This is a genomic window from Candidatus Rickettsiella viridis (genome assembly GCF_003966755.1).
Taxonomy (GTDB): domain Bacteria; phylum Pseudomonadota; class Gammaproteobacteria; order Diplorickettsiales; family Diplorickettsiaceae; genus Rickettsiella_B; species Rickettsiella_B viridis.
The window spans coordinates 125,997-152,556 of record NZ_AP018005.1; the positions used below are offsets into that span (position 1 = coordinate 125,997).

Annotated in this window: 22 protein-coding genes; 14 read left to right on the forward strand and 8 right to left on the reverse strand. The window is 38.7% G+C overall.

Annotated elements, in window-relative coordinates; genetic code table 11:
* Positions 1 to 270: 270 nt before the first annotated feature.
* Together DMP02_RS00630 and cydB are read left to right on the forward strand one after the other, a co-directional pair.
* Positions 271 to 1,650: a cytochrome ubiquinol oxidase subunit I gene (locus DMP02_RS00630; protein ID WP_126322191.1), complete on the forward strand. Its 1,380-nt coding sequence runs from the start codon at positions 271 to 273 to the stop codon at positions 1,648 to 1,650.
* Complete coding sequence (gene cydB / locus DMP02_RS00635; protein WP_126322192.1) at positions 1,651 to 2,646, forward strand: cytochrome d ubiquinol oxidase subunit II; 996 nt, start codon at positions 1,651 to 1,653, stop codon at positions 2,644 to 2,646.
* Between the two features lie 190 nt (positions 2,647 to 2,836).
* Here cydB and DMP02_RS00640 read toward each other — a convergent pair whose 3' ends face one another.
* Entirely contained in the window at positions 2,837 to 3,913 is a 1,077-nt protein-coding gene (locus DMP02_RS00640) for a hypothetical protein (protein WP_126322193.1), read from the reverse strand.
* Between the two features lie 215 nt (positions 3,914 to 4,128).
* Between DMP02_RS00640 and def the strand changes: the two genes are divergently transcribed.
* Genes def through DMP02_RS00660 form a run of 4 tightly spaced genes read left to right on the forward strand, consistent with a single transcriptional unit; the run spans position 4,129 to position 7,442 of the window.
* Positions 4,129 to 4,638, forward strand: a complete 510-nt coding sequence (gene def / locus DMP02_RS00645; RefSeq protein WP_126322194.1) for a peptide deformylase — start codon at positions 4,129 to 4,131, stop codon at positions 4,636 to 4,638.
* Positions 4,635 to 5,582 carry a methionyl-tRNA formyltransferase gene (gene fmt / locus DMP02_RS00650; protein WP_126322195.1) on the forward strand — a complete coding sequence of 316 codons (948 nt, stop codon included), beginning with the start codon at positions 4,635 to 4,637 and terminating at the stop codon, positions 5,580 to 5,582. The genes def and fmt overlap by 4 nt, the downstream gene beginning before the upstream one ends.
* Positions 5,575 to 6,876, forward strand: a complete 1,302-nt coding sequence (gene rsmB / locus DMP02_RS00655; RefSeq protein WP_126322196.1) for a 16S rRNA (cytosine(967)-C(5))-methyltransferase RsmB — start codon at positions 5,575 to 5,577, stop codon at positions 6,874 to 6,876. Before fmt ends, rsmB begins: the two co-directional genes overlap by 8 nt.
* Before the next feature lie 32 nt (positions 6,877 to 6,908).
* On the forward strand, positions 6,909 to 7,442 hold the full coding sequence (locus DMP02_RS00660) for an OmpA family protein (protein ID WP_172593945.1): 534 nt from the start codon (positions 6,909 to 6,911) through the stop codon (positions 7,440 to 7,442).
* A gap of 91 nt (positions 7,443 to 7,533) precedes the next feature.
* On the opposite strand, the gene DMP02_RS00665 is transcribed toward DMP02_RS00660, so the two are convergent.
* A complete protein-coding gene (locus DMP02_RS00665; protein ID WP_126322198.1) occupies positions 7,534 to 8,433 on the reverse strand; it encodes a GIN domain-containing protein in 900 nt (299 codons plus the stop codon).
* Between the two features lie 170 nt (positions 8,434 to 8,603).
* On the opposite strand from DMP02_RS00665, the gene argS reads away from it, so the two are divergent.
* From argS to DMP02_RS00690, 5 genes are all read left to right on the forward strand, one after another.
* Complete coding sequence (gene argS, locus DMP02_RS00670; protein WP_126322199.1) at positions 8,604 to 10,364, forward strand: arginine--tRNA ligase; 1,761 nt, start codon at positions 8,604 to 8,606, stop codon at positions 10,362 to 10,364.
* A complete protein-coding gene (locus tag DMP02_RS00675; protein WP_126322200.1) occupies positions 10,364 to 11,017 on the forward strand; it encodes an SPOR domain-containing protein in 654 nt (217 codons plus the stop codon). The genes argS and DMP02_RS00675 overlap by 1 nt, the downstream gene beginning before the upstream one ends.
* A 112-nt stretch (positions 11,018 to 11,129) precedes the next feature.
* Positions 11,130 to 11,687 carry an ATP-dependent protease subunit HslV gene (gene hslV, locus DMP02_RS00680; protein ID WP_126322201.1) on the forward strand — a complete coding sequence of 186 codons (558 nt, stop codon included), beginning with the start codon at positions 11,130 to 11,132 and terminating at the stop codon, positions 11,685 to 11,687.
* A gap of 186 nt (positions 11,688 to 11,873) precedes the next feature.
* On the forward strand, positions 11,874 to 13,208 hold the full coding sequence (gene hslU / locus DMP02_RS00685) for an ATP-dependent protease ATPase subunit HslU (protein WP_126323461.1): 1,335 nt from the start codon (positions 11,874 to 11,876) through the stop codon (positions 13,206 to 13,208).
* A gap of 3 nt (positions 13,209 to 13,211) precedes the next feature.
* Positions 13,212 to 13,574 (forward strand): gamma-butyrobetaine hydroxylase-like domain-containing protein, encoded by a 363-nt coding sequence (locus tag DMP02_RS00690; RefSeq protein WP_126322202.1) that lies wholly within the window; start codon positions 13,212 to 13,214, stop codon positions 13,572 to 13,574.
* A 29-nt stretch (positions 13,575 to 13,603) separates the two neighbouring features.
* On the opposite strand, the gene DMP02_RS00695 is transcribed toward DMP02_RS00690, so the two are convergent.
* The 3 genes from DMP02_RS00695 to rsmI are packed head-to-tail and all read right to left on the reverse strand — an operon-like array spanning position 13,604 to position 16,014.
* Positions 13,604 to 13,891 carry a hypothetical protein gene (locus DMP02_RS00695; RefSeq protein ID WP_126322203.1) on the reverse strand — a complete coding sequence of 96 codons (288 nt, stop codon included), beginning with the start codon at positions 13,889 to 13,891 and terminating at the stop codon, positions 13,604 to 13,606.
* Between the two features lie 58 nt (positions 13,892 to 13,949).
* On the reverse strand, positions 13,950 to 15,167 hold the full coding sequence (tyrS, locus tag DMP02_RS00700) for a tyrosine--tRNA ligase (RefSeq protein ID WP_126322204.1): 1,218 nt from the start codon (positions 15,165 to 15,167) through the stop codon (positions 13,950 to 13,952).
* A complete protein-coding gene (gene rsmI / locus DMP02_RS00705; protein WP_126322205.1) occupies positions 15,157 to 16,014 on the reverse strand; it encodes a 16S rRNA (cytidine(1402)-2'-O)-methyltransferase in 858 nt (285 codons plus the stop codon). The genes tyrS and rsmI overlap by 11 nt, the downstream gene beginning before the upstream one ends.
* A gap of 80 nt (positions 16,015 to 16,094) precedes the next feature.
* On the opposite strand from rsmI, the gene DMP02_RS00710 reads away from it, so the two are divergent.
* The 3 genes from DMP02_RS00710 (at position 16,095) to DMP02_RS00720 (ending at position 21,665) form a co-directional block, all read left to right on the forward strand.
* Positions 16,095 to 17,456 (forward strand): amino acid permease, encoded by a 1,362-nt coding sequence (locus tag DMP02_RS00710; protein ID WP_172593946.1) that lies wholly within the window; start codon positions 16,095 to 16,097, stop codon positions 17,454 to 17,456.
* A 9-nt stretch (positions 17,457 to 17,465) separates the two neighbouring features.
* The gene (locus DMP02_RS00715; RefSeq protein ID WP_126322206.1) at positions 17,466 to 20,465 is read left to right on the forward strand and encodes a mechanosensitive ion channel domain-containing protein; all 3,000 of its coding nucleotides are present in this window, start codon (positions 17,466 to 17,468) and stop codon (positions 20,463 to 20,465) included.
* Between the two features lie 81 nt (positions 20,466 to 20,546).
* The gene (locus DMP02_RS00720; protein ID WP_126322207.1) at positions 20,547 to 21,665 is read left to right on the forward strand and encodes an undecaprenyldiphospho-muramoylpentapeptide beta-N-acetylglucosaminyltransferase; all 1,119 of its coding nucleotides are present in this window, start codon (positions 20,547 to 20,549) and stop codon (positions 21,663 to 21,665) included.
* A 17-nt stretch (positions 21,666 to 21,682) separates the two neighbouring features.
* Here DMP02_RS00720 and DMP02_RS00725 read toward each other — a convergent pair whose 3' ends face one another.
* The 3 genes from DMP02_RS00725 to DMP02_RS00735 are packed head-to-tail and all read right to left on the reverse strand — an operon-like array spanning position 21,683 to position 26,557.
* Entirely contained in the window at positions 21,683 to 22,357 is a 675-nt protein-coding gene (locus tag DMP02_RS00725) for a hypothetical protein (protein WP_126322208.1), read from the reverse strand.
* A gap of 43 nt (positions 22,358 to 22,400) precedes the next feature.
* Positions 22,401 to 24,824: a translocation/assembly module TamB domain-containing protein gene (locus DMP02_RS00730; RefSeq protein ID WP_126322209.1), complete on the reverse strand. Its 2,424-nt coding sequence runs from the start codon at positions 24,822 to 24,824 to the stop codon at positions 22,401 to 22,403.
* Positions 24,821 to 26,557, reverse strand: a complete 1,737-nt coding sequence (locus DMP02_RS00735; protein WP_126322210.1) for an autotransporter assembly complex protein TamA — start codon at positions 26,555 to 26,557, stop codon at positions 24,821 to 24,823. The genes DMP02_RS00730 and DMP02_RS00735 overlap by 4 nt, the downstream gene beginning before the upstream one ends.
* Positions 26,558 to 26,560: the final 3 nt, after the last annotated feature.

The following is a 26,560-nucleotide window of genomic DNA, read 5'->3' on the forward strand; positions in this document are numbered from 1 at the left end:
TTAAGACAGTACAATATTTTAATGGAAAAGGGTAGAGGTTCCTAGCCAATAAAAATTTCTATACTGCAGCTAATTACACAACCATTTATTATACCCTACTACATAATGCTTTCCTTGTCAGATATTGACGATAGGTCTTGTAAACTTAGACTTAAAAAGCGGCTATTGATTAAAATAGTATTTTTCAATGGTCAGATTGATTTTTTGCACATTTGTTTGTATTAAAATAGGTTATAATAAAAAAGTCCTTTTTAGTGTAATTAATTCCCTATGATTATCGATACCACTTTACTGTCCCGTGCACAATTTGGGTTTACGATAGGTTTTCATATCTTGTTCCCTACGCTCAATATTGGTTTAGCGCTCTTTTTGTCGATCATGGAAGGTTTGTGGTTAAAAACCGGCAAACCAGTTTATTTAAAAATTTGCCAATTCTGGACAAAGATATTTGCATTGACCTTTGGTATGGGCGTGGTTTCAGGTATTGTTTTAGCCTATGAGCTAGGAACTAACTTTGGGCCTTTTATCCATATAGCCGGAGGTGTGTTAGGTGCTTTATTTGCTTATGAAGTATTAAGCGCATTTTTTTTAGAAGCCGGCTTTTTAGGCGTTATGTTATTTGGTTGGGATAAAGTGAGTCCTAAGCTGCATTATACAGCGACTTTGTTAGTGATGCTGGGTACTACTATTTCTGCTTTTTGGATTTTAGCAGCTAATTCTTGGATGCAAACACCAGCCGGGTTCCACGTTGAAGCGGGGAAATATGTGGTAGACAATTGGTGGGCGGTTATATTTAACCCTTCAATGTTACCCAGCTTTTTTCATATGTTGATGGCCTCCTATTTGACAACGTGTTTTGCTGTTGCCGGGGTGTCAGCTTGGTATTTATTAAAGCAACAACATATTGAACTAGCGAAAACTTGTTTTTCGTTCGCGTTAGGGGCGGCCATTATTCTTGCGCCAGTACAAATTTTATTAGGTGATATGGTTGGACTAAAAGTTCAAAAATATCAACCACTTAAAACGGCAGCGATAGAAGCAAATTGGCAAACACAAAAAGGCGCACCTTTAATTTTATTTGCTATTCCTGATGTTAAGCACGCTAAAAATCTCTATGAAATTAGTATTCCAAAGCTAGCCAGTCTTATTAATACTCACCACTGGGATGGTACTTTAATCGGCTTAAAGAGTGTGCCTGCTAAAGATAGACCTGTCATAGAATCTACTTTCTGGATGTTCCGTGTCATGGTAGGGATTGGTTTATTATTTTTCTTAGTGGCCTTGATAGCCTTGTGGTTAACCATTCGCGGTCGGCTTTTCCATTATCGAAGTTTTTATCGTTTTTGTGTTGCTATAGCGCCATTAGGATTTTTGAGTACGATTGCAGGTTGGGTAACAACCGAGTCTGGGCGCCAACCTTGGATTGCCTATCATTTAATTCGTACTTCACAGGGCGCGTCTACGGTTCCTATGCACCAAGTTGTTATCTCCTTGATTTTATTGGTTACCGTCTATGGCATCGTGTTCAGTTTTTATTTGTTTTATCTCTTTAAAGTGATACGTAAAGGGCCAGCCCCTTTACCGCATGAGTCAATCACGGATGTTATTACAGAATCTCCCTTTAAATACATGGCGCCTGAGGTTAAATAGATGTTATTAATTTTGACATGGGCAGTGATCATTTCTTTCATTATTATGATGTATGTATTGCTGGATGGTTTTGATTTAGGGATAGGCATTTTATTTCCTTGGATCAAGCACGGGCAGTATCGCGACATTATGATGAGCACTGTGTTACCTGTTTGGGATGGTAATGAAACTTGGCTAGTGTTTGGTGCCGCTGCTTTATATGGGGCTTTTCCTTTAGCCTATAGTGTTTTATTGCCTACGTTATATATACCCATTATGATTTTGTTGGTGTCGTTGATCTTTCGAGGCGTAGCATTTGAATTCCGCTTTAAAGCACAACGTAGTCAATTTGTTTGGGATATTGCTTTTGCAGCCGGTTCTACCGTAGCTGCTTTTATACAAGGTGTTATTTTGGGCACCTTTGTAAAAGGCTATGGTAGCCACTTACCTCTTTCACATGCGGCATATCAATGGTTGACACCCTTTAGTGTTTTTACAGGGCTTGCTGTTGTTTGTGGTTATGCACTGTTAGGTGCAACCTGGTTGATTGTCAAAACCGAGGGCAAATTACAAGACCAACTTTATAAGGCGGCTAAGATTTTGTTAGGTTTAGTTACTTTCTTCTTGGTAGGAGTAAGTTTTTGGACACCTTTTATTGAGCCAAGAGTTGTGAAAATTTGGTTTACAGCGCCTAAATTTTACTATTTGTCCGTGTTGCCACTTTTAACATTAGTTATGGTGCTTTATAACTTCTATTGCCTCTATAACCGTAAAAAAGAAAGGGCACCTTTTGTTCTTACGATGGGATTATTTATTTGTTCTTATATTGGGTTTTGTATTAGTGCATGGCCTTATATTATTCCACATGCGGTTTCCGTTTGGGACGCCGCTGCAGCGCCTTCAACGTTAAAATTTACATTAGTTGGCACCGCAATTTTATTACCTATTTTATTGATATATACGCTTTATTCTTACCATGTTTTCCGTGGTAAGGTAAAAGAATTTATTCACTATTAATTATAATAGATTTCTTTCAAATGAAAAAACGTACTCGAGAGTGGCTCTGGTTCATCGGTTTATATATAGCAGGCGTTGCAACGGTTGCATTAGTATCCACCCTATTGCGTAGTTTGATCCCGCATTAAATATACTCTTCCTCGCGGCGCCTTGTCGAAAACCCCATTGCTGTGAGTATAACCGACGGAAATTAAGCGGCAGGTGCTATTCTAGTGGTTTCACGGTCGATATTTTCGAGTAATAGGCTGCTAGCTTTTTCGGGATCTCTAAACATCATTATTTTTTCTTTATTTACAAAAGGGATCAGCTTGGTAATGAACCACAATAATTTATTTAGGAAAATTTTTGCTCGCGTTGATTCTTCTGGGTGATTCTCTTTATAGTTTTCTATTTGGCGAGAACTATTTGCTCGGAAATCCTGAAAGGCTTTCATCCTTGCGTCTCTTTTCGTTTCTTCTGTGCTTTCTGAGCTATTTATTTTGAGTAAAGTAGAAAAATAAAGGTTTGATTGATGTTTTAACATATCGGTCAGATGCGAAGCCGCAGACTGATCCCGTAAATAAGCAGGAATCTTTTTAATAGTATGAATGATATTTAGGTAAGCTGTAAGCTCAGAGTTTGAGTTTTCTATTAGTTTTTTAGTGATATTATAGGGTGCGAGATCATCTTTTTCATTGCCAAAAATGCTAAAAAAACCAGCTTTTTTCCCTTGGTAGGCATTAATGAAATCATAATAGGCGGATGTTAATTTATTGGAGTCGTCGCCACTGGTGTTTTTAAAATGATTATGGAAACGATTATTGAGACGAGCAAAGATTTCTTCTTTTGAGTTAGTAGGGTTTAATAATCGGACTTTTTCATACAGCTGAGTATACAGTAGAGTAACAAGAGAAAGTTGATCTTCTGAAAAGCGCTTATGGGAGGCCGTGATAGTTTTTTCTATCGCTTCTTTCAGCGTGATATTTGAATTCGTGTCTTGTATCGCTTTAATGCTATTCAGAAACTCATCTAAGCTTAAGCCAAAAATGCCTAGCGTTTCTTTTTTTAAAGTAGTATTTAAATCTTCTAAGGCGCAATTTAACGCGAGGCTTCTCGGAGGAACAAATTCTAATTTAACGTTATTCACATTAGTTTGTAAAAGAGCTGCCGGGATCTTTGCATAAATCTCATCGAGCGGGTGGCGCTGGACTGCTGATAGGTAGATTTTTATATCATCTAAGAGTGTAAGAATGGATTCATTGATCTTAACCGTTTCTTCATCGCTCATATAATTCTACTTATTATTTTTTTATAAAAACCTCCTGGTATTATCAATGGCTTAGCTTAAGGCTCCCTTAAGGGCTGAAATAGAGGGACGAGTTGTACCCGACCATTTGTATTTATTGAGATATGAATCAATAATTGACTAACGGGATTAAAGTCAGGAAAATCATAGCTTAAATCAAGTAATAACAGAGCAACAAAGAATAGCTAGTAGAAATTATGGCCATACGTTCCATTATCCATTTGCCTGACCCTCGTCTGCGTGCACCTACTGAAGCAATCACTCTCTTCGATGCTGCTTTACAGCAGCTCATTGATGATATGTTTGAGACCATGTATGCCGCTAAGGGGATTGGTTTAGCAGCCCCACAAATTGCTATTAATCAAAAGTTAGCAGTTATTGATGTTTCTAATGATAAATCATCTACCTTGTGCTTAATTAACCCCAAGATTGTGGAAAGTCGTGGTGAAGCGCTCATGGAGGAAGGTTGTTTATCCGTTCCTGGTGTTTATGATAAAGCGCCTCGAGCATTGTGGGTGAAACTATCTGCACTTGATAGGCATGGAAAACCGTATGAGCTAGAGGCAGAAGATCTATTAGCGCATTGTATTCAGCATGAAGTAGACCACCTTAATGGAAAATTATTTTTAGATTATTTATCGCCGCTTAAACGCCAATTAGCACGCAAAAAGCTAGAAAAAATAAAAAAACGACAAGGTAACGCTTGAATATCATTTTTGCAGGTACACCTGAATTTGCTTTGCCAAGCTTGCAAGCGTTGCTTGAATTAGGGCATCAGGTAGTTGCTGTATATACGCAACCTGATCGACCAAAAGGCCGCGGACGCCATTTATTAATGAGTCCAATCAAGCAACTCGCCTTAGAAAAAAATCTACCTGTTTGTCAGCCAATAACGCTAAGAAACGTGGATGAGCAGAAAAAGTTAGCGGCATGGAAGGCGGATTTGATGGTGGTTGTTGCCTATGGTCTTATTCTTCCACAGGCCGTGTTAGCTATTCCCCCTCTTGGCTGTATTAATGTCCATGCATCATTATTACCGCGTTGGCGCGGTGCCGCGCCGATTCAGCGTGCTATTTTAGCGGGCGATGAAGAAACGGGCATTAGTATTATGCAAATGGATGAAGGTTTGGACACAGGGCAAGTTTTGCAGGAGGTTTCTTGCAAGATAGAGCAGGCAGATACCAGTCAAACCTTACAAGATCGTTTGGCCAAATTAGGCGCTCAAGCATTAGTGACAAGCCTAAACAATATAGAACAAGGAAATTATCAATTAAAGCCACAAGATAATCATGGAAGCACGTATGCGAAGAAGATAGATAAAGCAGAGGCAGAGATCGATTGGTCTCAAAATGCGGATGTTATCGCGAGAATGATACGTGCCTTCAATCCCAAACCGGTGGCCTATACATTTTTAGGCGCGCTTTTATTGCGGATTTGGTCGGCTAAGGTTTTAGATCAAGCCTCAAATAACCCTCCTGGGACTATTCTACAAGTAGGAGAGCAAGGGATTGATGTCATGACAGGGAGAGGTAGCTTACGTTTATTACAGCTGCAATTACCGGGAGGACGTTGTTTGCCCGCTTCTGCGCTACTCCATTCAAAATCGCATTTATTTAATGTCGGTGCTCTCTTAGGTCAAAAACATGAATAATCCTCGAGCCTTAGCAGCGCAAATAATTGCACGTGTATTAGGGGGCGACTCATTAACCGAAGCCTTTGCAGAAGGTATTCCTAATACGGTTGAATCCCGAGATAGAGGATTTATACAAGAGCTATGTTACGGCGTGATACGTTGGTATGAGCCTTTACGGCAAGTGTGTTCTTATTTATTAAAAAAACCACTGAATGCTAATGACCGAGATATTTATGGGTTATTGTTAATTGGGCTGTATCAGTTTATTTATTTAAAGACAGCGGCGCATGCAGCAGTTCATGAAACAGTACAAGCCGCCAAAGACCTTAAAAAAAATTGGGCAGCAGCGCTTATTAATGGCGTATTACGTTCATTTCAGCGTCAACAAACAGGATTGCTAAAAAAACTGCCTAAAGAAGCGCATTATGCACATCCGCGTTGGCTGATGAAAAAACTACGGCAAGCATGGCCAAAGGACTGGCAAGGCATTATAGAGGCGAATAACCAAGCGCCTCCCATGAGTTTGCGTATTAATCGGTTGAAGATCTCGCGCGATGATTATTTACCAAAACTTCAGGCTAAAGCGCTAGAAGCCACATTAAGTGCGCTAAGCGATGTCGGTATTATTCTGAATGAAACATGCAATGTGTATGGACTGCCCGGTTTTTCAGAGGGGGAAGTCTCTATACAAGATACGGCAGCACAATTAGCCGCTTTTTTGCTAATGCTAGAGCCTAAGCAGAGTGTGTTGGATGCTTGTGCGGCACCCGGAGGAAAATTTGCGCATATCTTAGAGACGCAGCCAGATTTACAGACGGCGGTGGCGCTTGATCAAGATAAAACACGTTTAAGTAAAGTCGAAGAAAATCTTTCACGGTTAAGATTAATGCGTGATGGTGTGAAGTTAGTCTGTATAAAGGCGCAGACGTTTAAAGCCAGCTGGCAAGGCGAACAATTTGATAGAATTTTATTAGATGCCCCTTGTTCAGGGACGGGTGTCATTCGTCGACATCCCGATATCAAGTTATTACGTAGAGAGGAAGATATTGATAAGCTTGCTCAGCAACAACTAGAGCTTTTATTTTCACTTTGGCCTCTCCTTAAGCCAGGTGGGATTTTACTTTATGCCACGTGTTCGGTATTGCCAGAAGAGAACCAGAGCGTATTACAGCGTTTTTTACTACAACAGTCTGATGCGCATGAGCATATGATTGATGAAAAATGGGGGACTGCTTGCGAAGTAGGGCGGCAAATTTTTCCTCAAATTCATGGTACAGATGGCTTTTATTATGCTAGATTACAGAAAAAATGAGATATATATCCCTCGTAAATGAGAATAATGCCATGATAAAAATAAAATCTTCCTGTTTTTGTGGTTTGATGCTACTAAATTTGTTTTTGCTCTCTGCCTGCGCAACAACGTCTACGCAACAAAATGATAGTTTGCATGCGGCTAAAATTGAAAAAAACAAACCATCAGCCAAGAAAAAAAAGCAATTACCCCCTGCGCTTATTCAAGTGATCCAAAGTCCCGATCGTTTGAGGGTGGTTCTCTATAGCGATGTTTGTTTTCAATCCAATGGGCGGTTAACAATGGAATGCTCAAAACAACTGCTTGGCGCGATGAAAACAATGAAACAATATGGCGATGGTGCTATTCAAGTTGTGGGCTATACCGATGATATCTATGATCCACAAACGGCAAATGAGCTTTCACAGCGCCAGGCTGATGCGGTCGTTGCTTTTTTATGGTCTCATGGGATTGGATCACGACGTTTGCAAGCAACAGGATTTGGTAGCCATGACCCTATTGCGAGCAACCGGAGCGTAAAAGCGAGTGCGGCCAATCGCCGTGTTGAGATTACACTCGTTAAATAGCTCATGTCATAGCGAGCGAATGCAATGAGCGTGGCCATCTAGTCGAATGTCCTGGATTGCCGCGCGCTTCGCGCTCGCAATGACGGAAAAGTTAATTACTAAGCACTAAGCCGGCATTTTTAGTGAAAGTATTTAGGAACTCCACCGACTTTGAATAATAAATAGTGCTGTTATCTTGCGCTAACGCACTTAACTTTTGTTTAACCGTAACTTTAGCATGGGCTTGATTTTTGGTTTCAACAAACCCATTTTCTGCTCTGAGTTGTTTTGCAAATAGCTGACTTTTTTCGCTTAGATGAGCATCTAAAGTGTTGGTAACGCCAGCTAGAAAAATCTTTTCTTTGCCAGAGGCATTTATTTTTACATAAGGGCTGTTGACCCAATGAGCCAGGAGAGTTCCATTTCCTGTTAAGTTAATAGCATGTAGTGCCACATTGCCTTCTATTTTAATTTTCCCTGCATTTTCACCCTGTATGGTCAAATCAGTACTATTGATATGGTAGAGTGAAATATTATTTTCTCCATGGGTAACTAGAGATTTTAAGTCTAGTTTATTAGTACATAGTGTAATGCTGCCGTTTCCGCGGCTAATGAGAGATAAAGACCCCGTTAGTCCTTGGCCCACTAAGCGGCCATTACTATTGAACTCAATCTGAGTTAATTGAGCGGGTGTTGTATTAACCTTAATGGTTAGCCGGTCGCCGCGATGCGGTCTATAAGTCCATTTTGTATCTAGATATAACGTATGATTTTTTATTTTCCAAGTTACTGCAGAAACTGTTTTAGGGTCGCCAAAAATCTGTAGCGCAGGAATAGAAGGGTTTGTTTGGCTTGTGTCTATGGTGACATTAACGGGGCCTTGTATCGCTAATGCAGAAAAAGCCGGAACCACCACATTTTTTCTTACCAACGGGGTAGATAACGTTTGGGCCGTAACCGGCATAGAAAAATAGGACAAAATGGGGAGTAGACAATAGATCAAAGGTTTCATAAATAAGCCTCTTTTTATTATTTTGGGGGTATAGTACGCCCCTCTTATAAAATTTTCTAGTTAGTCGGTAATTTAGTTGATGGGGCGCTTTAAGAAAAGGATGCGTACTATTTTTCCTTAAGATTATTGGGGTATACTCTTGAGCTCATACGCCTACCGATTGAATACATATGAAGCCTATTATCCAACAAGAAATCAAAACTGCTTTAGCAGCAGCAGAGGTATCCTCTTTATCTTCTTTGACCATTCAAGTGGATTACGCGAGGGACAAATTACACGGGGATTTTTCAAGTAATATTGCGCTACTTCTCGCTAAATCCTTAAAAAAACAACCATGCCAACTAGCAGAGCAGATAGCCGCGCATATAGATTGTTCTAAAGCTACTTCTATCATAGAGAAGGTTGAAATAGCAGGACCTGGGTTTATTAACTTTTTTTTAAAAAAGACTGCCTGGTATCCGATTATCGATAGAGTTCTAACACAAGCAGAGCATTTCGGTGTTTCAGACATCGGAAAAGACGAACCGTTATTAGTGGAATTTGTTTCGGCAAACCCTACTGGTCCTTTGCATGTAGGGCATGGTCGTGGTGCGGCTTATGGTGATTCACTCGTTAGGCTATTGAAGACAGTGGGCTATCAAGCCCATGCAGAATATTATGTCAATGATGCAGGACGACAAATGGATATTTTGGCAACCAGTGTTTGGTTGCGTTATTTAGAAGCCTGCGAAGAAAAATTTGTATTTCCTAGCAATGCCTATCGAGGTGCTTATATTCATGGAATCGTTGAGCAACTTTTGAAGAAATATGGGAAACAGTTTTATAAACCGGCTTTATCTGTGTTTGCAGATATTCCTGCCGATGAGCCACAGGGTGGCGATAAAGAAGTTTATATTGATGCCTTGATTCTAAAGGCAAAAGCTTTGTTAGGTGCTGATGATTATCAGAAACTATTTGATATGAGTCTAAATGCGATATTAGATGATATTAAAGAAGATTTAACTGGTTTTAGGGTTAATTTTGATAATTGGTTTTCAGAAAATAGTCTGTTTAAAACAGGTGTTGTAGACAAAACAATTGAACGGTTAAAGAAAAACGGTCATACCTATGAAGCATCGGGTGCATTATGGTTTAAATCTACTGTGTTTGGTGATGATAAAGATAGAGTATTGATCCGAGAAAATGGGCAAGCAACTTATTTTGCTGCAGATGCGGCATATAGGCTGTCGATTTTAGAGGATCGCGGGTTTAAAAAGATAGTGAACATATTAGGTTCTGACCATCATGGCTATATAGCAAGAATTCTTGCAGTTATTCAGGCATTAGGTTACCCCGCCGCTAGCTTAACGGCATTATTGGTACAATTTGCCGTCCTCTATCGGGGTGACAAGAAAATACAGATGTCAACGCGTAGCGGCGAGTTTGTTACTTTGCGCGAATTGCGTGAAGAAGTCGGTAGTGATGCAGCACGATTTTTTTATGTGCTGCGTCGTGCAGAACAGCATATGGATTTTGATTTGGACCTCGCAAAAGAACAGTCAAATGCGAATCCTGTTTACTATGTACAGTATGCATATGCGCGTATCTGCAGTGTGATGCGTCAACTCAAAGTGAAACAGTTAAACTGGGATAAAGCTATCGGCACGGACTCACTGGCGCAATTAAAAGAAGAGCAAGAAATTGATTTATTGGTTTTATTGAATCGTTATCCAGAGATGTTAGAGCAAGCGGCGAATAATTATGAACCACATCAAATAGCACATTATTTACGAGACTTAGCACAGGTTTTTCATGCCTATTATAACCAACATGTCTTTTTAGTGGAGGCAGAAGATTTACGAAATGCACGTTTAAATTTAATAGCGGCGACTCAGCAAGTCATAAAAAATGGCTTAGATTTATTGGGTGTAGAGACAATGGAAGTAATGTAATGGCTAAAGATTACGCGAAATATGCAACTTATCAAAAAGTACGTGCAAATCGTAGCCGTTTTTGGGCCGTATTGGGTTTAGTGCTGGTTTTGTTTGCGTTGGCATTAGGGTTATTTTTTTTTAAGGCACACAATAAACAGCAAATAGCCCAACAAGCAGAAGATAAGTTAAAGCAGAAAATATTGGAAGCGCCTGCTCCTAAGCCACCCGAGCCAAAATTCGATTTTTATAATATTTTGCCCCAAGGTAATTTAACCTTATCTTCCCCATCGCCAGAGGCTGTTAGCACTATGACTGAAGAAGCCTCTGTTTCCTCTTCTTTGAAAAAACCGTTAGACGGGTTGCTAAGCACCACACCGGAGCAGGTTGCCATAGCGGAAGCTAAGAAGCAGTTGGATCAGGAGATGAGTCAGATCAGCAATGAGGCATACAGCCTTATATTAGGAAATTTTCAAGATGTTTCTCAGGCAGAACAATATCAGGCCCAAGCGCTTTTAAAGGGATTTCCTGTGCAAAGTAAAGTAGTTAATGTGGATGGTGGTGTAAGCTATCAACTTTTTATGGGCCCTTATACCTTGGCTATTGCTTCGCAACAGCAAAAACACTTAAATGCGGCGGGAATGCAGGCTGCTTTATTAAAGGTTAAACCCTGAAAGGGTAGGACATTTTTAGAAAAGGGTTTTTATGTAGCGTTGGACTTGAAAAGGGGTAGATAAGTCACCATTAATGGGTATTAATATTTCATAAATCTAAAAAGGTAAGCCATTGCAAGCTTTACATGGTACAACAATATTATTAGTTCGACGAAAAGATAAAGTCGTTATCGGTGGTGATGGGCAAGTAACATTAGGTAATGCAATTGTTTTAAAAGGGAATGCTCGAAAAGTTCGAAAATTATTTAACGACCACGTATTAGTTGGATTTGCAGGGGCGACCGCGGATGCGTTTACTCTCTTAGATCTATTTGAAAAAAAGTTACACAAACACCAAGGTAATTTAGAGCGTGCTTCTCTTGAGTTAGCTAAGGATTGGCGCTCGGATCGCGTATTACGTCGATTGGAAGCGATGCTGGCCGTTGCAGATAAAAAGGAATCATTTTTATTAAGCGGTACAGGTGATGTTATTAGGCCTGAACATGATTCTATTGCTATTGGTTCTGGTGGAGCCTATGCTCAATCAGCTGCGTTGGCTTTATTACAAAATACCAAATTAAGTGCGCGTGACATTGTTGAAAGGAGCTTAAAGATTGCTGCTGATATTTGTGTGTTTACTAACCACCAGCGTACGATTGAAGAAATTGATTCTACTTCCACTAAAAAATAAAAAAAGTCTTTTATTATTGATCCAACGATGAAAACTAACCCATTGAATTTATCTGATACATTGACTGAATCGAATGAAACCTCTGAGTTAATGAGGGCGGATGCTGATTTTTCTGAAGAAAGCTCGAATACATCTACACTGCTTTCAGGCGATTCTTTGACTATAGAACATCATGATCTGACTAAAATGGATATGACACCTAATCAGATTGTGCAGGAGCTTAATCGCTATATTATTGGACAAAATGATGCAAAGCGAGCTATTGCGATTGCTTTGCGTAATCGTAAGCGCCGTATGCTGCTGACACCCGAATTGCGTGACGAAGTGACACCTAAAAATATCCTTATGATAGGACCTTCAGGTGTGGGTAAAACTGAAATCGGACGTCGTGCCGCTAAGATAACGGCTTGCCCTTTTTTGAAAGTAGAAGCGACAAAGTTTACAGAAGTTGGGTATATCGGCCGTGATGTAGATTCTATCCCTAGAGATTTAGTCGATTCTGCTTTTAAGCATTTACGTGAAGAAGAAATTACCCGATTACAGCCCCAAGTTTTAGAAGCAGCAGAAAATAAAGTACTTGATTTTTTTGTACCTTCCGTACGGACCACAGATACAGACGTAGGTGAGCTTAAGAAAAAAGAAAAATCGGTTGCACGCCGGGTTTTTCGCCAGAAATTGCGCGAAGGATCTTTGGACGACAAAGAAATAGACATCGAACTTGCTGCGCTTCCTGTGGGTGTGGAAATCATGGGCCCTCCTGGCATGGAAGAAATGACAAGCCAATTACAAAATATGTTGCAAAATATTGGGACTTCGCGCTCAAAAACACGTCGTATGAAGGTAAAGGACGCATTGCCAGCTATACAGAAAGAAGAAGCGGGTAAATTACTGAATGAAGAAGAAATAAAACGTCGAGCGATTGAATGGGTGGAGCAATATGGCATTGTATTCATTGATGAAATCGATAAAGTATGTAGACGCGGTGAAATGAATGGCGCTGATGTCTCACGTGAAGGTGTACAGCGTGATCTATTACCGCTTATAGAAGGTTGTACTGTTTCTACTAAATATGGGATGGTGAGAACCGATCATATTTTATTTATTGCAGCCGGTGCTTTCCATTTAGCCAAGCCATCTGATTTAGTACCTGAATTACAAGGACGGTTACCTATTCGAGTTGAATTAAAAGCATTAACAGCAGAAGATTTCGAACTTATTTTAGCTAAACCTCAAACTTCTTTAATTGCGCAGTACAAAGCGTTGTTGCATACTGAGGAATTGCTATTGAATTTTGAAGCATCGGCTATCAAACGAATTGCTGAAGTTTCCTATGAGGTGAATGAGAAAACTGAAAATATCGGTGCGCGACGTTTATATACAGTAATGGAGCGTTTGCTTGAGGAAATATCTTTTGGGGCAACTGATTATAAGGATAAATCAATCAACATTGATGTTGCGTATGTGAATCAACATTTAGCGGATTTAGCTAACGATGAAGATCGTAGCCATTATATTTTATAAACAATGAACTCTCCTACCCCTATTGATATTAAACTTTTACAAAAAACCAAAGTGGTAGAGATTCAATTTGATAATGGAGAAAAATTCGTTTTACCTTGTGAATACCTACGCGTATTTTCTCCTTCAGCCGACGTTAAAGGCCATGGGCAATCAGAAGGAAAATTAGTCCCAGGAAAAAAAGAGATTAATATTATTAATATAGAACCCGTAGGTCATTATGCAGTGAAATTACTATTTGATGACGGTCATAATACAGGGCTCTATACGTGGGAAACGCTTTATGATTTGGCTGTACACCAGGAGATTTATTGGCAGCGGTATTTACAGCGTTTAGAGGTAGCAAATGAGAAGCGTGAGTCACGCTAGGCTTTTTCAACTATTGAAAAAGCCTTTTCCTAATGAATGAGTTTTATAAGTTTCATACAGGAAAGGATAATTGAAGTTTGGGCAATAGCAGCGCCTAAAACCCAGCGAATAAGTTTTGTTTTTAACTCTGCAACCCTAACATCTATTTTAGCCATTACCTCAGCAAGTTTTGTATCTAAATATTGTGAAGTGATGACTTTGCTGACAACAGCTTCAGAAAGTAATTGAGCATGTGTTTCTGCCTGGGTTTCGGGTACGCCGACTTTTTTTAATCTGTTAGCGTAAGCCAGTGTGTCAAATACTGCTGTTTCCACCATGCATGCTACTCCTTTATTTTACTTATTAATTACCCATAAAAAATAATAACATGTTGAACTACTTTTTGCATGCGAGGTTTTGCAAAATAGTTACTTTAGCGAAGCGTCTTTTACCGACTTGGTAGATATGTGTGGTATTGGCCTGTAGTGTTAATTTCGGGTCTTCGATCTTTACCGAATCTATTTTAACAGCCCCTGCGCTGATCGATCGTAAAGCTTCAGAGGTGCTTGGCGCCAAACCAGCTTGTTTTAATACATTGCTAATAGATAGCGAATCAGCATCAATCGTTAAAGTAATGGTTTTAATATCGGTAGGTATAGCACCTGATTTAAATCGCTGTTCAAATTCTTGGTAGGCTGTTTCAGCAGCAGTTTTGTCGTGGAAGCGCGCTACAATTTCTAGGGCGAGTTCTACTTTAAATTGACGTGGATTTGCACCTTGCTCGGCTTCCTGTTGCATTTGTTGGATATTAGCCATGGATTTCTTGAGGGAAAGCAATTCAAAATAACGCCACATCAGCTTGTCAGAAATCGACATGATTTTTCCAAACATTTCGCCAGCCGGTTCATTAATACCTATATAATTATTGAGTGACTTAGACATTTTTTTTACCCCGTCTAATCCTTCTAAAAGAGGCATCATGATCACAATTTGTGGAGAGAGTTGAAAATGCTTTTGTAATTCTCTTCCCATTAGTAAATTAAATTTTTGATCGTTACCACCCAATTCAATATCGGTTTTTAATACAACCGAGTCATAACCCTGTAATAGCGGGTATAGAAATTCGTGGATAGCAATCGCTTGATGATTATGATAACGCTTATGGAAATCATCACGTTCTAGCATACGAGCAACGGTATAGGTTGAAGCGAGTTTAATCAATTCAGTGACAGAGAGTTTGGATAACCATTCTGAATTGAAACGTAGTTGGGTTTTTGTGCTATCTAATATTTTATTAAATTGTTGCTGATAAGTTTTTGCATTGGCAGCAACTTCTTCCACAGTGAGTGGCGGGCGTGTTGTGCTTTTACCAGAGGGATCGCCAATCAAACCCGTAAAATCACCAATCAAAAAAACTACTTCATGACCTAAATCCTGTAATTGGCGCATTTTATTAATCAGCACGGTATGGCCTAAATGTAAGTCAGGCGCAGTGGGATCAAATCCAGCCTTAATTTGTAAGGGTTTTCCCAGGGCTAATTTCTTCTTTAATTCATCCTCAACAAGTATTTCCGTGGTTCCTCGTTGAATGATTCCAAGTGCGTCAGTTGTCATGGTTTTTACCGGTTAATGCTAATGCCTGCGCATAGAGCTTATTTTTTTTTCCATGGGTTATTTTAGCAGCAAGTGCTGCAGCCTGTTTAATCGGCAGCTCATCTAATAATAGCTTTAAAATTCGTTGTATTTCTAGCTCAGAATGCTGAAGTGATGGTTTGTTTCCTTCTGTCAGAACCACAAATTCGCCACGTTGCTGGTTTTTATCATTATTAAGCCAAATTATTAACTCTTCTAGATTCCCTTCATGGATAGTTTCAAAGGATTTTGTTAGTTCACGGGCTAAGACTACACGGCGTTGCGCCCCAAAAATAGCTAACATATCTTCTATTAGGTTTAGAATTCGATGTGGCGCTTCATAGAAAATAAGCGTTCGTGTTTCATAGCGTAATGCATCTAATTTTTTTTGCCTGGCAATTTTTTTTTCAGGTAAAAAACCTTCAAAGATAAATTGCTCGCAATTTAACCCAGAAGCACTTAAGGCGGTTATTAAGGCACAGGGGCCAGGAATAGGGATAACAGGAATTTTATGTTGCCGAACTTTTTTTACCAAGCGATATCCCGGATCACTAATTAAAGGCGTTCCTGCATCACTGATTAAAGCAATCCTTTGCCCTTTGTTCAATAATTTTTCTAATAATTTTTCGCTGCACTCCGACTCATTGTGTTCGTGTAAAGAAAGTACAGGCGTATCAATGCCAAAATGTACGAGCAACTTATGCGAGTGGCGAGTGTCCTCTGCGGCAATATAGTCAACCGATTTTAGAGTCTCTATCGCGCGCGTGCTCATATCGCCCAGATTGCCGATGGGCGTGGCAACGATATATAAAGCTGGCGTTTTTAGCATAAACCTTTTCGCAATAGAAGATGAGAGGGGTATAATGACACACACTTTATTCTGTGCAAAACCCAGAGGTTAGATAGTATATGGCTGAGCAAGCAAAACAACAAAAATTAGGCTTGTGGATGTTAACAGCCTTAGTGGCTGGAAATATGGTGGGGTCAGGCATTTTCTTATTGCCGGCTTCTTTGGCGGAATACGGGAGTATTAGTTTGCTCTCTTGGATTGTAACGGCTGGCGGCGCTTTGTTAATAGCATTGGTATTTGCTAAGCTAGGTACTGTAATGCCACGGATTGGCGGTCCTTATGCGTATTGTCGCGAGGCATTTGGCGATTTTGTTGGATTTCAAATGGCTTATAATTACTGGATTGCGCTTTGGGTAGGTAATGCAGCAATAGCAGTTGCTCTTACAGGCTATTTAAGCTTCTTTTTCCCCTTTTTGTCTAAAAATGCTGCCTTGTCTTGCTGTGTTAGTATCGGCTTAGTCTGGTTAATGACCTTTATTAATTTATGGGGGGTTCGACATGCCGGTATTTTTCAGCTATTGACGACTATTTTAAAGCTCATCCCCTTGTTGCTTATTGCGTTGGTAGGGATTTTTTATATACATCCTCATTACTTGGCTGATTTTAATTTAACCGGTAAATCTAATTTTACAGCGTTTAGTAGCGCAGCTACATTAACTCTATGGTCTTTTATTGGTTTAGAATCAGCCTCGGTTCCTGCTGGTCACGTAGAAAACCCTACCCGTAATATTCCTAGAGCAACCATTTTAGGCGTATTGATCGCGACAGGTGTCTATATTCTTAGCAGCATTGCTGTAATGGGAAGCATGCCTTTGAGTCAGCTTGCACATTCTAATGCACCTTATGCGGATGCAGCTCGTTTAATGTTTGGACCGATAGGCAGTATTGTGGTTGCTATGGGAGCCGTTATTTCTTGCTTAGGTGCGTTGAATGGTTGGATTTTACTACAAGGTCAAATCCCATTAGCGGCTGCCCAAGACAAGCTGTTCCCACCGATTTTTGCAGAAAGATCGGCGAATGGTACGCCGGTTGTAGGTTTAGTTATCTCCAGTGTCTTGATTACAGTGTTGTTATTAATGACTTTAAGCCATTCTCTGGTTAAGCAGTTTACTATTATCATTTTGTTGGCCACTTTAGCTTCATTAATCCCTTATTTTCTGACGACGATGTCTGAGTTGGTTATTTTTTTGAAATACCCGGCTTTATTTAAAAATGGTAAAAAATTATTAGGGTCGGTCATTATTGCTATTTTGGCTGGTGTTTATTCCTTTTGGGCTATTATTGGATCAGGTGAGCAGACTGTATTTTATGGCACATTATTATTATTGAGTAGTGTTCCTGTGTATGTTTGGATGAAGTGGCGAGCGCCTGTTGATGAGATAAACTTGAATACAGGCGAACAACCTTTACCTTTACCCTGAGGCAATAGTTTGTATAAGCTAATTGTTTTATTAGTTTTTTTATTCGGTGGTTTTAGTACAACTGCTTTTGCTGAGTTACCTAATCAATCACCTTTGTTGACGTCGGCTCAGCAGCAATTAATTGCCGAGCAAACGCGTAGTCGCTTGCTCGCGAAAAAATTACAGGGTTTACAAGATGAACAAAAAAATCTTTATGCACAGCCTATAACTCAAAAATCATTAGATCGACTTGATCTTATGATTACGATGGCGAAGGCAGACTTAGAAAGTATCAATTTAACCCTACAGACTACACAGCAATCCACGGACCTCATTCTAGATTCTATTCGAAATGTGCCTGGAAAATGGCAAAATCTGGATCGAAACGTTCCTGCTACCCAAGCGCAGCAAGCGAACTTACAACAGTATGTGCAGGAACGCCGAGGTTTATTTAAGTTACAACAACAACGAATTAAAACGCTGCAGCAATCACGCGAGATTATTCAGCAAACACTGGCTTTTTTTGAAGAATGGCGGAGTGATTTACAGAGAAAATATCAACTTCAAGAGCAAACGAATAGGGAACAATCCTTAGATGGTTTAGCCGCGCGTTTAGATCAAGAGCAAAAAAAATGGGTCGTACGTTTAAACCAATGGAACGAAGAATTAAAAAAAGCTGAGGCAACAGGGTTTTTGAATAATGCTTCTTACGATCAGATTGAATTTAATATATTTGAAGCGGAAGAAAGAAATAATTTATTAGAAACAGAGCTTAACACCGCGAAAATAGCGAATAAATTACAAGTATTAGAGAACGCTTTTAATCAGAAGCTTCCGTTAAGTACCCTCAGTAATTTACAGCATCAAATTGAAAATATTAACGATCAGACTCAGGTTTCAACCAATTTATTGCAAAAAAAACTTAAGTTTTTACAAAACTATACTCAGTTAGTGGATAAAGATTTAAAGGGAGAAGGGGTTAATTTAGTTCAGGATAAAGCGCAATTAGCGGTTTTAAAGTCAATTTCTACCGGTTATCAAACATTACTCCTTAAAACCAAGCAATTACAAGAACGGGTTAAGACGCAACAAATTTCAGTAGCGCAACAGTTGAAATTACAGCTGGCTAATCGACAGGGGTTACCGGGCTGGAATTTAGGGGCATGGATTGCACTAGGAAAGACCATTGGTCAAATTCCTGCATTAACACTTGAAAAGTTAGCGAGCTTTTATGACCCCATCATGAGCAAGCTTGAATTAGTATCGGGTTGGCAGTGGTTAATTGGGATGATCGGATTTCTGCTGTGGTTTGCTTTATGGTTAAAATTACGTCGTTTTTTAGCGGTAGATAGGGTTCGCTTACAGCAACGTAGCCGCGGTTTTTTTTCGGCACAGACAGTAATAGTTGTGTTACAACTATTACAACGTCATTTAACGGGGATTATGTTGTTAGCCGCGCTAATAGGCTTATTATTTTTATTAAACATTCCTCTTAAATTATTCTTTTTAATTATTAGTGTCAGCGTGGTTTGTTTAGGATTCAGCATCGTTATTCAATTGGCACATATTTTATTATTAGAAAATACAACCGATGAAAGTGGCCATGATGTCAAATTATATTATCGTCTACGCACCACGCTGTTAATTGGCGGGATTATTACCTTAGCGACTATTTTAGTTAATCAATTGCCGGTTAACTATGAAGTACAAGATCTGTTTGGTCGCTTATTTATGTTCTTTCTTCTGGTAGTGGCCTTGGTATTAATGAAAGGTTGGGAAGTGGTCCCTACTTTATTAGAACCTTATATAGAAAATAAACATGCGTATTTAAAACGGATTATACGTTGGCTAAGCTTTTTAATTCCATTCAGTTTATTAACCAATGCGCTGATTGGGTTAGTGGGTTATGTTGAATTAGCGTGGGCTATTGCACATTATCAAGGTTTATTCCTGATAGCACTCACGGCTTATCTGTTACTCAGAGGGCTGTTAGATGAATTGATTCGTTGGGCTTCTGAGCAATGTATTCGTCGTTTTAGGAATGGTTGGTTATGGAGTCAGGCTTTATTGAAGCCGTTCCATCAGATTTTAAAGTTAGCGCTACTGTTATTATCTATCATGGGGTTATTTGAGCTTTATGGTTGGGGAGATAGGGTTCCTATTATCAATACCAATGTGAGTAAATTACTAGGCACCAAATTGTTTGATATTACCAATACGGTAGCGGTAACGGGTTTAACGGTTGTACAGTTGGCGGTTCTTGTGGTTATTTTGATATGGATTGCACATTGGTCACGTGAATTTGCTTATCGTTGGCTGTTTGTGCACACGAAAGATTTAGGATTACGTAATAGTTTATCTATTTTTACACAATACACGCTGATTGCTATTGGTATTACGATTGGTTTAAATATTTTGGGGTTAACGTGGGCCAATATTTCGCTTATTTTTGGGCTTTTTTCTTTAGGTGTCGGTTTAGGGTTACGCGATCTATTTAATAACTTTTTTACCGGTATTTTTTTACTATTAGAGCGACCTGTAAAAGTGGGGGATTGGGTCACCATCGGTAATTACGATGGACAAGTTTCCCATATAGGTGCCCGTTCTATTACCGTAACCACCGATGATCGCCAGGAATTGTTAGTGCCTAATGCAGATATTTTTAGTAAAAACTTTATCAATTGGACACATCGCGATAGCGTTGTACGCGCATTAGTGACAGTGAAATCTAATCGTAATGATAACCCCAATCGGATTAGAGATATTATTTTAGAAGTATTGGCCACGGTACCCAAGATTTTGACTAATCCAAAACCTGAAGTTTATTTCAAAGAAATTGATAAAGTCCTGTTAGAGTTTAAAGTCGAATATTATGTGGATTTAAATCACATTAGCTCACGATCGGGTGTACGTTCTCAGTTTTTATTTAGTCTGTGGGAACGTTTTTCAAGCGAAGGTATTTTGCCACCTGAAGCACCGCATGACGTGCATATTGCAGGAAAAATAGACCTTCAGCCATCGCGCGGATAACATTAAAAAAATGAAAATAATACGCACAGCAATGGGATTTTTGGTAAAGCACCGTGAAAACGAAGCCACCGGAGTGTATGTATGATACATGAGGATGGCGAGTTGAGTGGCAACGCAGACAAAAGTTTAAGTGCAAAGAGTATATTATTTACAGGAGGCGGCTCAGCTGGCCACGTCACGCCGAGTTTCTCTTTAATTCAAATGCTTAAAAATAAAGGGGCTACTATTTTTTATGTGGGTTCAAAGGAAGGTATCGAGCGTTCACTTGTTGCAGCATTAAATATCCCCTATTATGCAGTTACAACGGGGAAATTACGGCGTTATTGGTCTTGGCAAAATTTTTTAACACCTTTTCAGCTTGTTTTTGGTGTTATGCAAAGCTTTTTACTCTGTCGTCGACTTAAGCCTAATATTATTTTTTCTAAAGGCGGTTTTGTTGCTTTGCCTGTTGTCATTGCGGCGTGGTTAAACCGTATTCCTGTCGTCATTCACGAATCGGATTTGACACCTGGATTAGCGAATCGTTTGAGTTTTCCTTTTGCTAAATTTATTTGTGTAACCTTTCCTGTTAGCGCTAAATATTTTAAAAATAAAGATAAGATATTAGTGACGGGTGTGCCTATTCGTGAGTCTTTATATCAGGGCGATCGAAATAAAGGATTAAGATTTTGTGGTTTTAATGAAGAAAAGCCGGTGTTATTAATTATGGCCGGGGGTTTAGGCTCTGTTGATATAAACAACATGGTTCGACGTTTGTTAGTGCCTCTAACCAGCAAATTTCAGGTCATCCATCTTTGTGGTAAAGGGAAGCTAGATGATCATTTTTCAAACATTCCAGATTATAAACAATTTGAATACCTACACGAAGAACTGGCGGATGTTTTAGCCAGTGCAGATTTAGTGATTAGTCGAGCTGGAGCGACTTCTATTTATGAACTTATCGCACTAAAAAAGCCACATATTTTGTTACCACTCTCTAAACAAGCTAGTCGTGGCGATCAAATAAAAAATGCAGATTATTTTGCGCAACAAGGATTAAGTACGGTTTTGTATGCTGAAGCGTTTTCAGATGAGAAATTTTTACGAGCTATTTTTGATTGTTATGCCAATTTAGAAGCGATAAAAAATAAATTAGCTAATTTTAAACATCTTGATAGTAGTCGTTTAATTGTCGATAAATTAGTAGCACTTTCAAAATAAAACCATTTAAGTTAGTTTTATCTAATTTGATAATTGCTATACGTATTATTTTTTAACCTAGCTGTAATATCTATATAGAATTTATTGTAATTTTCTATAAATATACGGAGTGTTTGAGTATAGTATTCAGGTGCATTTTTAAGGTCATTACGTTTTAAATTAAATGCTATAATGGTAGGTTCTAGTTCGCTTATTTGGCCATGAGCAGTATTTATAAATGAGTGTTTATAAATATTTGAAACTTCATTTAATTTTTCTAAGATCGGTAGGTGATCTTTAAAGAATTGAGAAAAACTGTGTGATGGTTCTTGTAATATAGCACCAATTCTGTCAAATTTTAGTTTATTTATTGTTAGGCCTGTAGGATCTGTATATTGTATATAAGTTAATGAAATTAACTCGTCGGCTATTTTTCTTAACCAATACATTAATTCTTCTGTAATTAATTGATGTTCAAGCTCTTCAAATCCAGAAGTGCTAATTCCAGAAAAGCCTTGGCGTGTTTGATAAAAACTGTCAAACAAACTTTTTATTTTTACATTAATCCAATCCACACGCATTATTACGTGTAGATATTTTAAGGAAAGATTACCAAAAGGCGTATTTATTTGGTTAGTATAAAGGTAATTAGAAAGATTTATTCCGTCTCTTGGTTTTTTGCTATTATTAATTTGAGGATAGTGAAAGTTCATGTAAGTTGATTAGACATCTAAAGCTTAATCGGCTTTCACTATTTTAATTTCTTTCTACTTTATAAAGCAAATCAATACCATTCGCAAAGTTACTATTGGTGCTTTGTAATGAGAAATTCTTATTGAGTAAATAATTGATTTGCAGAACACTAATGGGATCAAGTAATTCTAAACTATAAGAAATATTAAGGCGTGGCGAGAAGCTTTTGCCAATAATTAAAGAAGTATTTTGTTGTAGCTTATTGGTATTCGGATTAAAGATTGGATTAGCGCCAATCGTTAATTGATCGATGCCCATTTTTTTCTGTGCTTTGTTGATCATGTGGCCAACACCCGTTTTTTCTCCGCCAGCCTGTGTGGCAGCACCGATCAATAATTGCATACTCGCCGCACTAAGCTGATCACTCGGTTGGCCAGTCACTAAATAAGAAAGCATTTCTAACTGGGAGCTGATGGCGTTGGCAGGGTTGGCATATAGCGTAATTTTAGGATTCTCAAGGTAGCCTTGTAGACGTACACCTACCGTTGCTTGAATAGGCTGTGTTGTTTGTAGCGCAGAGGAAATAAAACTTGAAGAGCCTAACTTTGAACCTGGTGTGCTTGAATTATTTCCAGTGCTAATTTTAGGTAAAATCCATACACTTTTATTAGCTGTAACATCGATGTTAGGATGATCGATAGGGCTATTGGCGAAACTTAGCAAAGAATGTGGCTGTAGTTTTAAGCTCTGGCCATAATAGGTATATTCTCCTTCGGTAAGAGATAGTACACCCGTTGCTAAAATGGGGTGGTCGCTTTCTTGATGAATATCTAAATTTCCGGTGATTTTAGTGCGTAGCCCTTGATAACTAAATTGAATGTCATTTCCCAGTTGTAACTTAATATTATTTTTATAGGTAAATGGCAGTGAAGTAGTCTCTTTTTTATGTGTAACAAAAACTACATCATTGGATAGTTCAATGCCATTAAAACTATTTTCATTTATTTTAATGCTGGCTTTTGGAAAAACGATAAGGCCTGTTGCTTCAATATGCTGTGTATTTGCTTGTATCTGTAGCTCAGGCGAAGCAGTAATTTTATATTCTTTTGTATGGCTAATTTCCAGATTATTTCCTTTTAAATTGATAAGACTAGGAAACTGAGGTTGATTTAGCTGTGTTTTTGATTGTAATGTTAATGTGCCTGTTCCAGAGTCTAATCGTCCAGCTCCTTGCAATACATTTTTATCTGTATGAAATACAAGGTTCATCTTTTTTAAATACAGGCCTAGCAACGGTATTTGTGTGCTTCCATTCTTTAAATTGAGCTCTCCATTGATAGAAGGTGAAAATAGAAGACCAGATAAATTAAGTTGTGTGTTTAGAGAACCTTGTGGGTTTTTTAAGGCTGGGATAAAAGTAGAGAAATAATTTAAATTTTTTAATGTGAGTTGAATATTTGCGTTTATGATTTGTTTTGGATTTATCTCAAGGGCATATTTGTAATGCGGGAGTTGGATATGTGCACTGAGGTGATCGACAACAGTAGGATCTGTAATCAAGGTTGCGGCTAAGCCTTCAGACGACAATTTTGCTGTTATTTGGCTAGAAGGTATATTTAGATTGTGCGTTACGGTATTTTCCTCTTTGCGCACAATCTTAAAGCTAGATAAATTTCCTTGTAGAGAAAAAGGCTGTAAGTTTCCGTTGAGACTAATATGAATAGGGCTTAAAGAAAAGGTATTATTTTTAAGCTGAACGGCTTTTAGTTCTAACAGCCATTTTTTGCTATCCAGGCTATCTAAATCAAATGATCCTTGAACTTGGTTTAATTGCCAATCTAAATAGCTTAGATTGGTTTTTAGAGAGGAAAGGTAAAAATGGGGTGATGAATAATTACCATTTATTTTCCCTTGTAAAAAAAGTTGGCCTTTACTGTCTGAAAGAAGGGCTTCTAACTGTGGAATAGTTAATTGCCAATTAAAGTTCCATTGTTTATGTAACGAGCCATCTAAGCTTAAGGTATTAGCGCCGTAGCGTAAGACGGATTGTTTAATTTCCATCGAATTTATATGAATATGTTTAAAAAATGTGGGTAACTGGAAATCATCTATCGTTGTTTTAGATGCCGCGCTGTCTTTTTGCTGTTCTTGCTCTTTGATAGCGAGTATAAGCTTATTAATAGATAACGAACCTATACTGAATTGTCCATGTAGTAAGGCACTCCAATGCCAATCAAATTGAACAGATGAAATAGTAAGTGTTGTATTCGTATCCTTATAACTTAAATCTTTTATCTCAATAGGGCCTAATAACCGGCCGTTAAGCTCAGTGATTTTTAAAGTCCCGGGTAAGCATTGCTGGGTTAATTGACTGGCTATTTCTAAACCTTTTTGTGTGGTTAAAAATAAATAAGTGATGCTTAAAAAAAGCAACGTTATGCTATAGAGAGCAATCCAACGTAAAGAAGAAATTTTTTTTATTGTCATAATAAATCAACTCCCATGCTGAATTGTAATCGTAGTGGGCGATTAGGCAGATCCAATGCTTTTGCTAGTGTTAACTGCATGGGTCCGAGAGGGGAAATCCATACGATACCGATACCGGTGCCTTTCTGTAAGTTAATCGGAAAGTTATTGACGGCATTACCCATATCAAAAAATGTTGCCCCATAGAAATTATTAACAATTTTATGCTGATATTCAGCACTTCCCACCATTAAGTAACGTCCAGGTCCTAATGCTTGGTAGTCATAGCCGCGGACACTTTGGCTACCTCCAGCGTAAAAAAGCAGCGAAGGAGGAAAGTTAGTAGGATTGGGCGTGATGGTATAACCGAGATCACTACGCAATATCACTCGACTATTTTTATTCCAGCTTAGTATATATTTCGTTTGTAGTTGAGTTTGTAAAAAGCTAGCGCTTGATAATAAATTTTTATCAGCACCTTGCACTCTTAGATTAAGGCGATAACCATGTAAGGCATAGAGAGGATTATCAAATTGACTGCGAGAGAAAGTAATGCCAGGCGTGAGTAAGTGAGCGGTAGCAGAGGGACGATCAATGTAATTGAAGCGTTCAATCTGGTAGTTTAAAAATAAATTACGCTGCCAACCTTTCCATTGATGAGTATTTCCTAGGCCAATTTGTTGTGTTGTTCTATCTACTTGGGGAAGTTGTTTGCGAACGATAGCGAAATTAATAGTATAGTTATCGGTATTAGGTTGCTTTCCAGGAATGATATAAGTTGTTTGTAGACTGTTTTGTATTTTTGATAATTGACTCACAATACTTAACTTATGGCCAAATTGATTGAGATAGCGAGACTCCCAACCTAGTGTTCCTCTTATACCAACATCCGTGCTATACCCTATCCCTGCAGTGTATTGTTGCGAGGGGCGTGGTGTTAATTTAAATAAGATAGGTATCTGTTGGTTTTGTTTTTGAGATGTCAGATCGTTAATAGAAATACGTTGAAAGTAGCCGCTTCGATTGAGGTTATCTTGAAGTTTTAATAGTCGATCAGACGAATAAGGGTCACCGGGTTTAAAAGGGACATAGCGTCTTAACAAGCTATCTTTGAGGATAGTTTGTTCAAAGTTAATGGGGCCAAAATAGTAACGCGGGCCTGTATCCAACACTAAATCAATATTAGCTATATAGGATTGCCGGTTGATTAGAACACGGTGCTGACTGAAGTAAGCTGATAAATAGCCTTCAGCAATGGCAGTACTCAATAATTTTTGTTTTGTTTGTTCATAACATTCACTTAAAAAACTATCGCCTTGATGGATCGGTAGTTGATCCATTAACCTTTTTAAGGCGGCATTATTGGCGCCTTCACCTTGTATAGAGGCTTTTAGTTGAGTGATTTTTAATAGTGGTCCTGGATTAATCGTATAAATAGCCTGCCAGGTTTTATTTTGGTACAGAAGCTTTGAATGGATAGAGGGCTTAAAGTAACCGTAAGGGGCAAGGGCTTGCTGAATTTCAACAGGGGCATGTTGAGCATTCCATGCCTGAATAATATTGGCAGTTAAAGGTGGTGTTAGTGCTTCTAGGCTATGTGCCAAACGCGCCTTAACTAGCGTTGTTAAAGCAGGCTCTAGGCCGTGTATTTGATAAACGGCCAGGGGTGAGGAGGAGTCAGCGCTTCCCTTTAAGGCATAGAGCGCCCCTGAAATCGCAAGTATAGCAATAATGAATTTTCTTTTTTTTATCATATT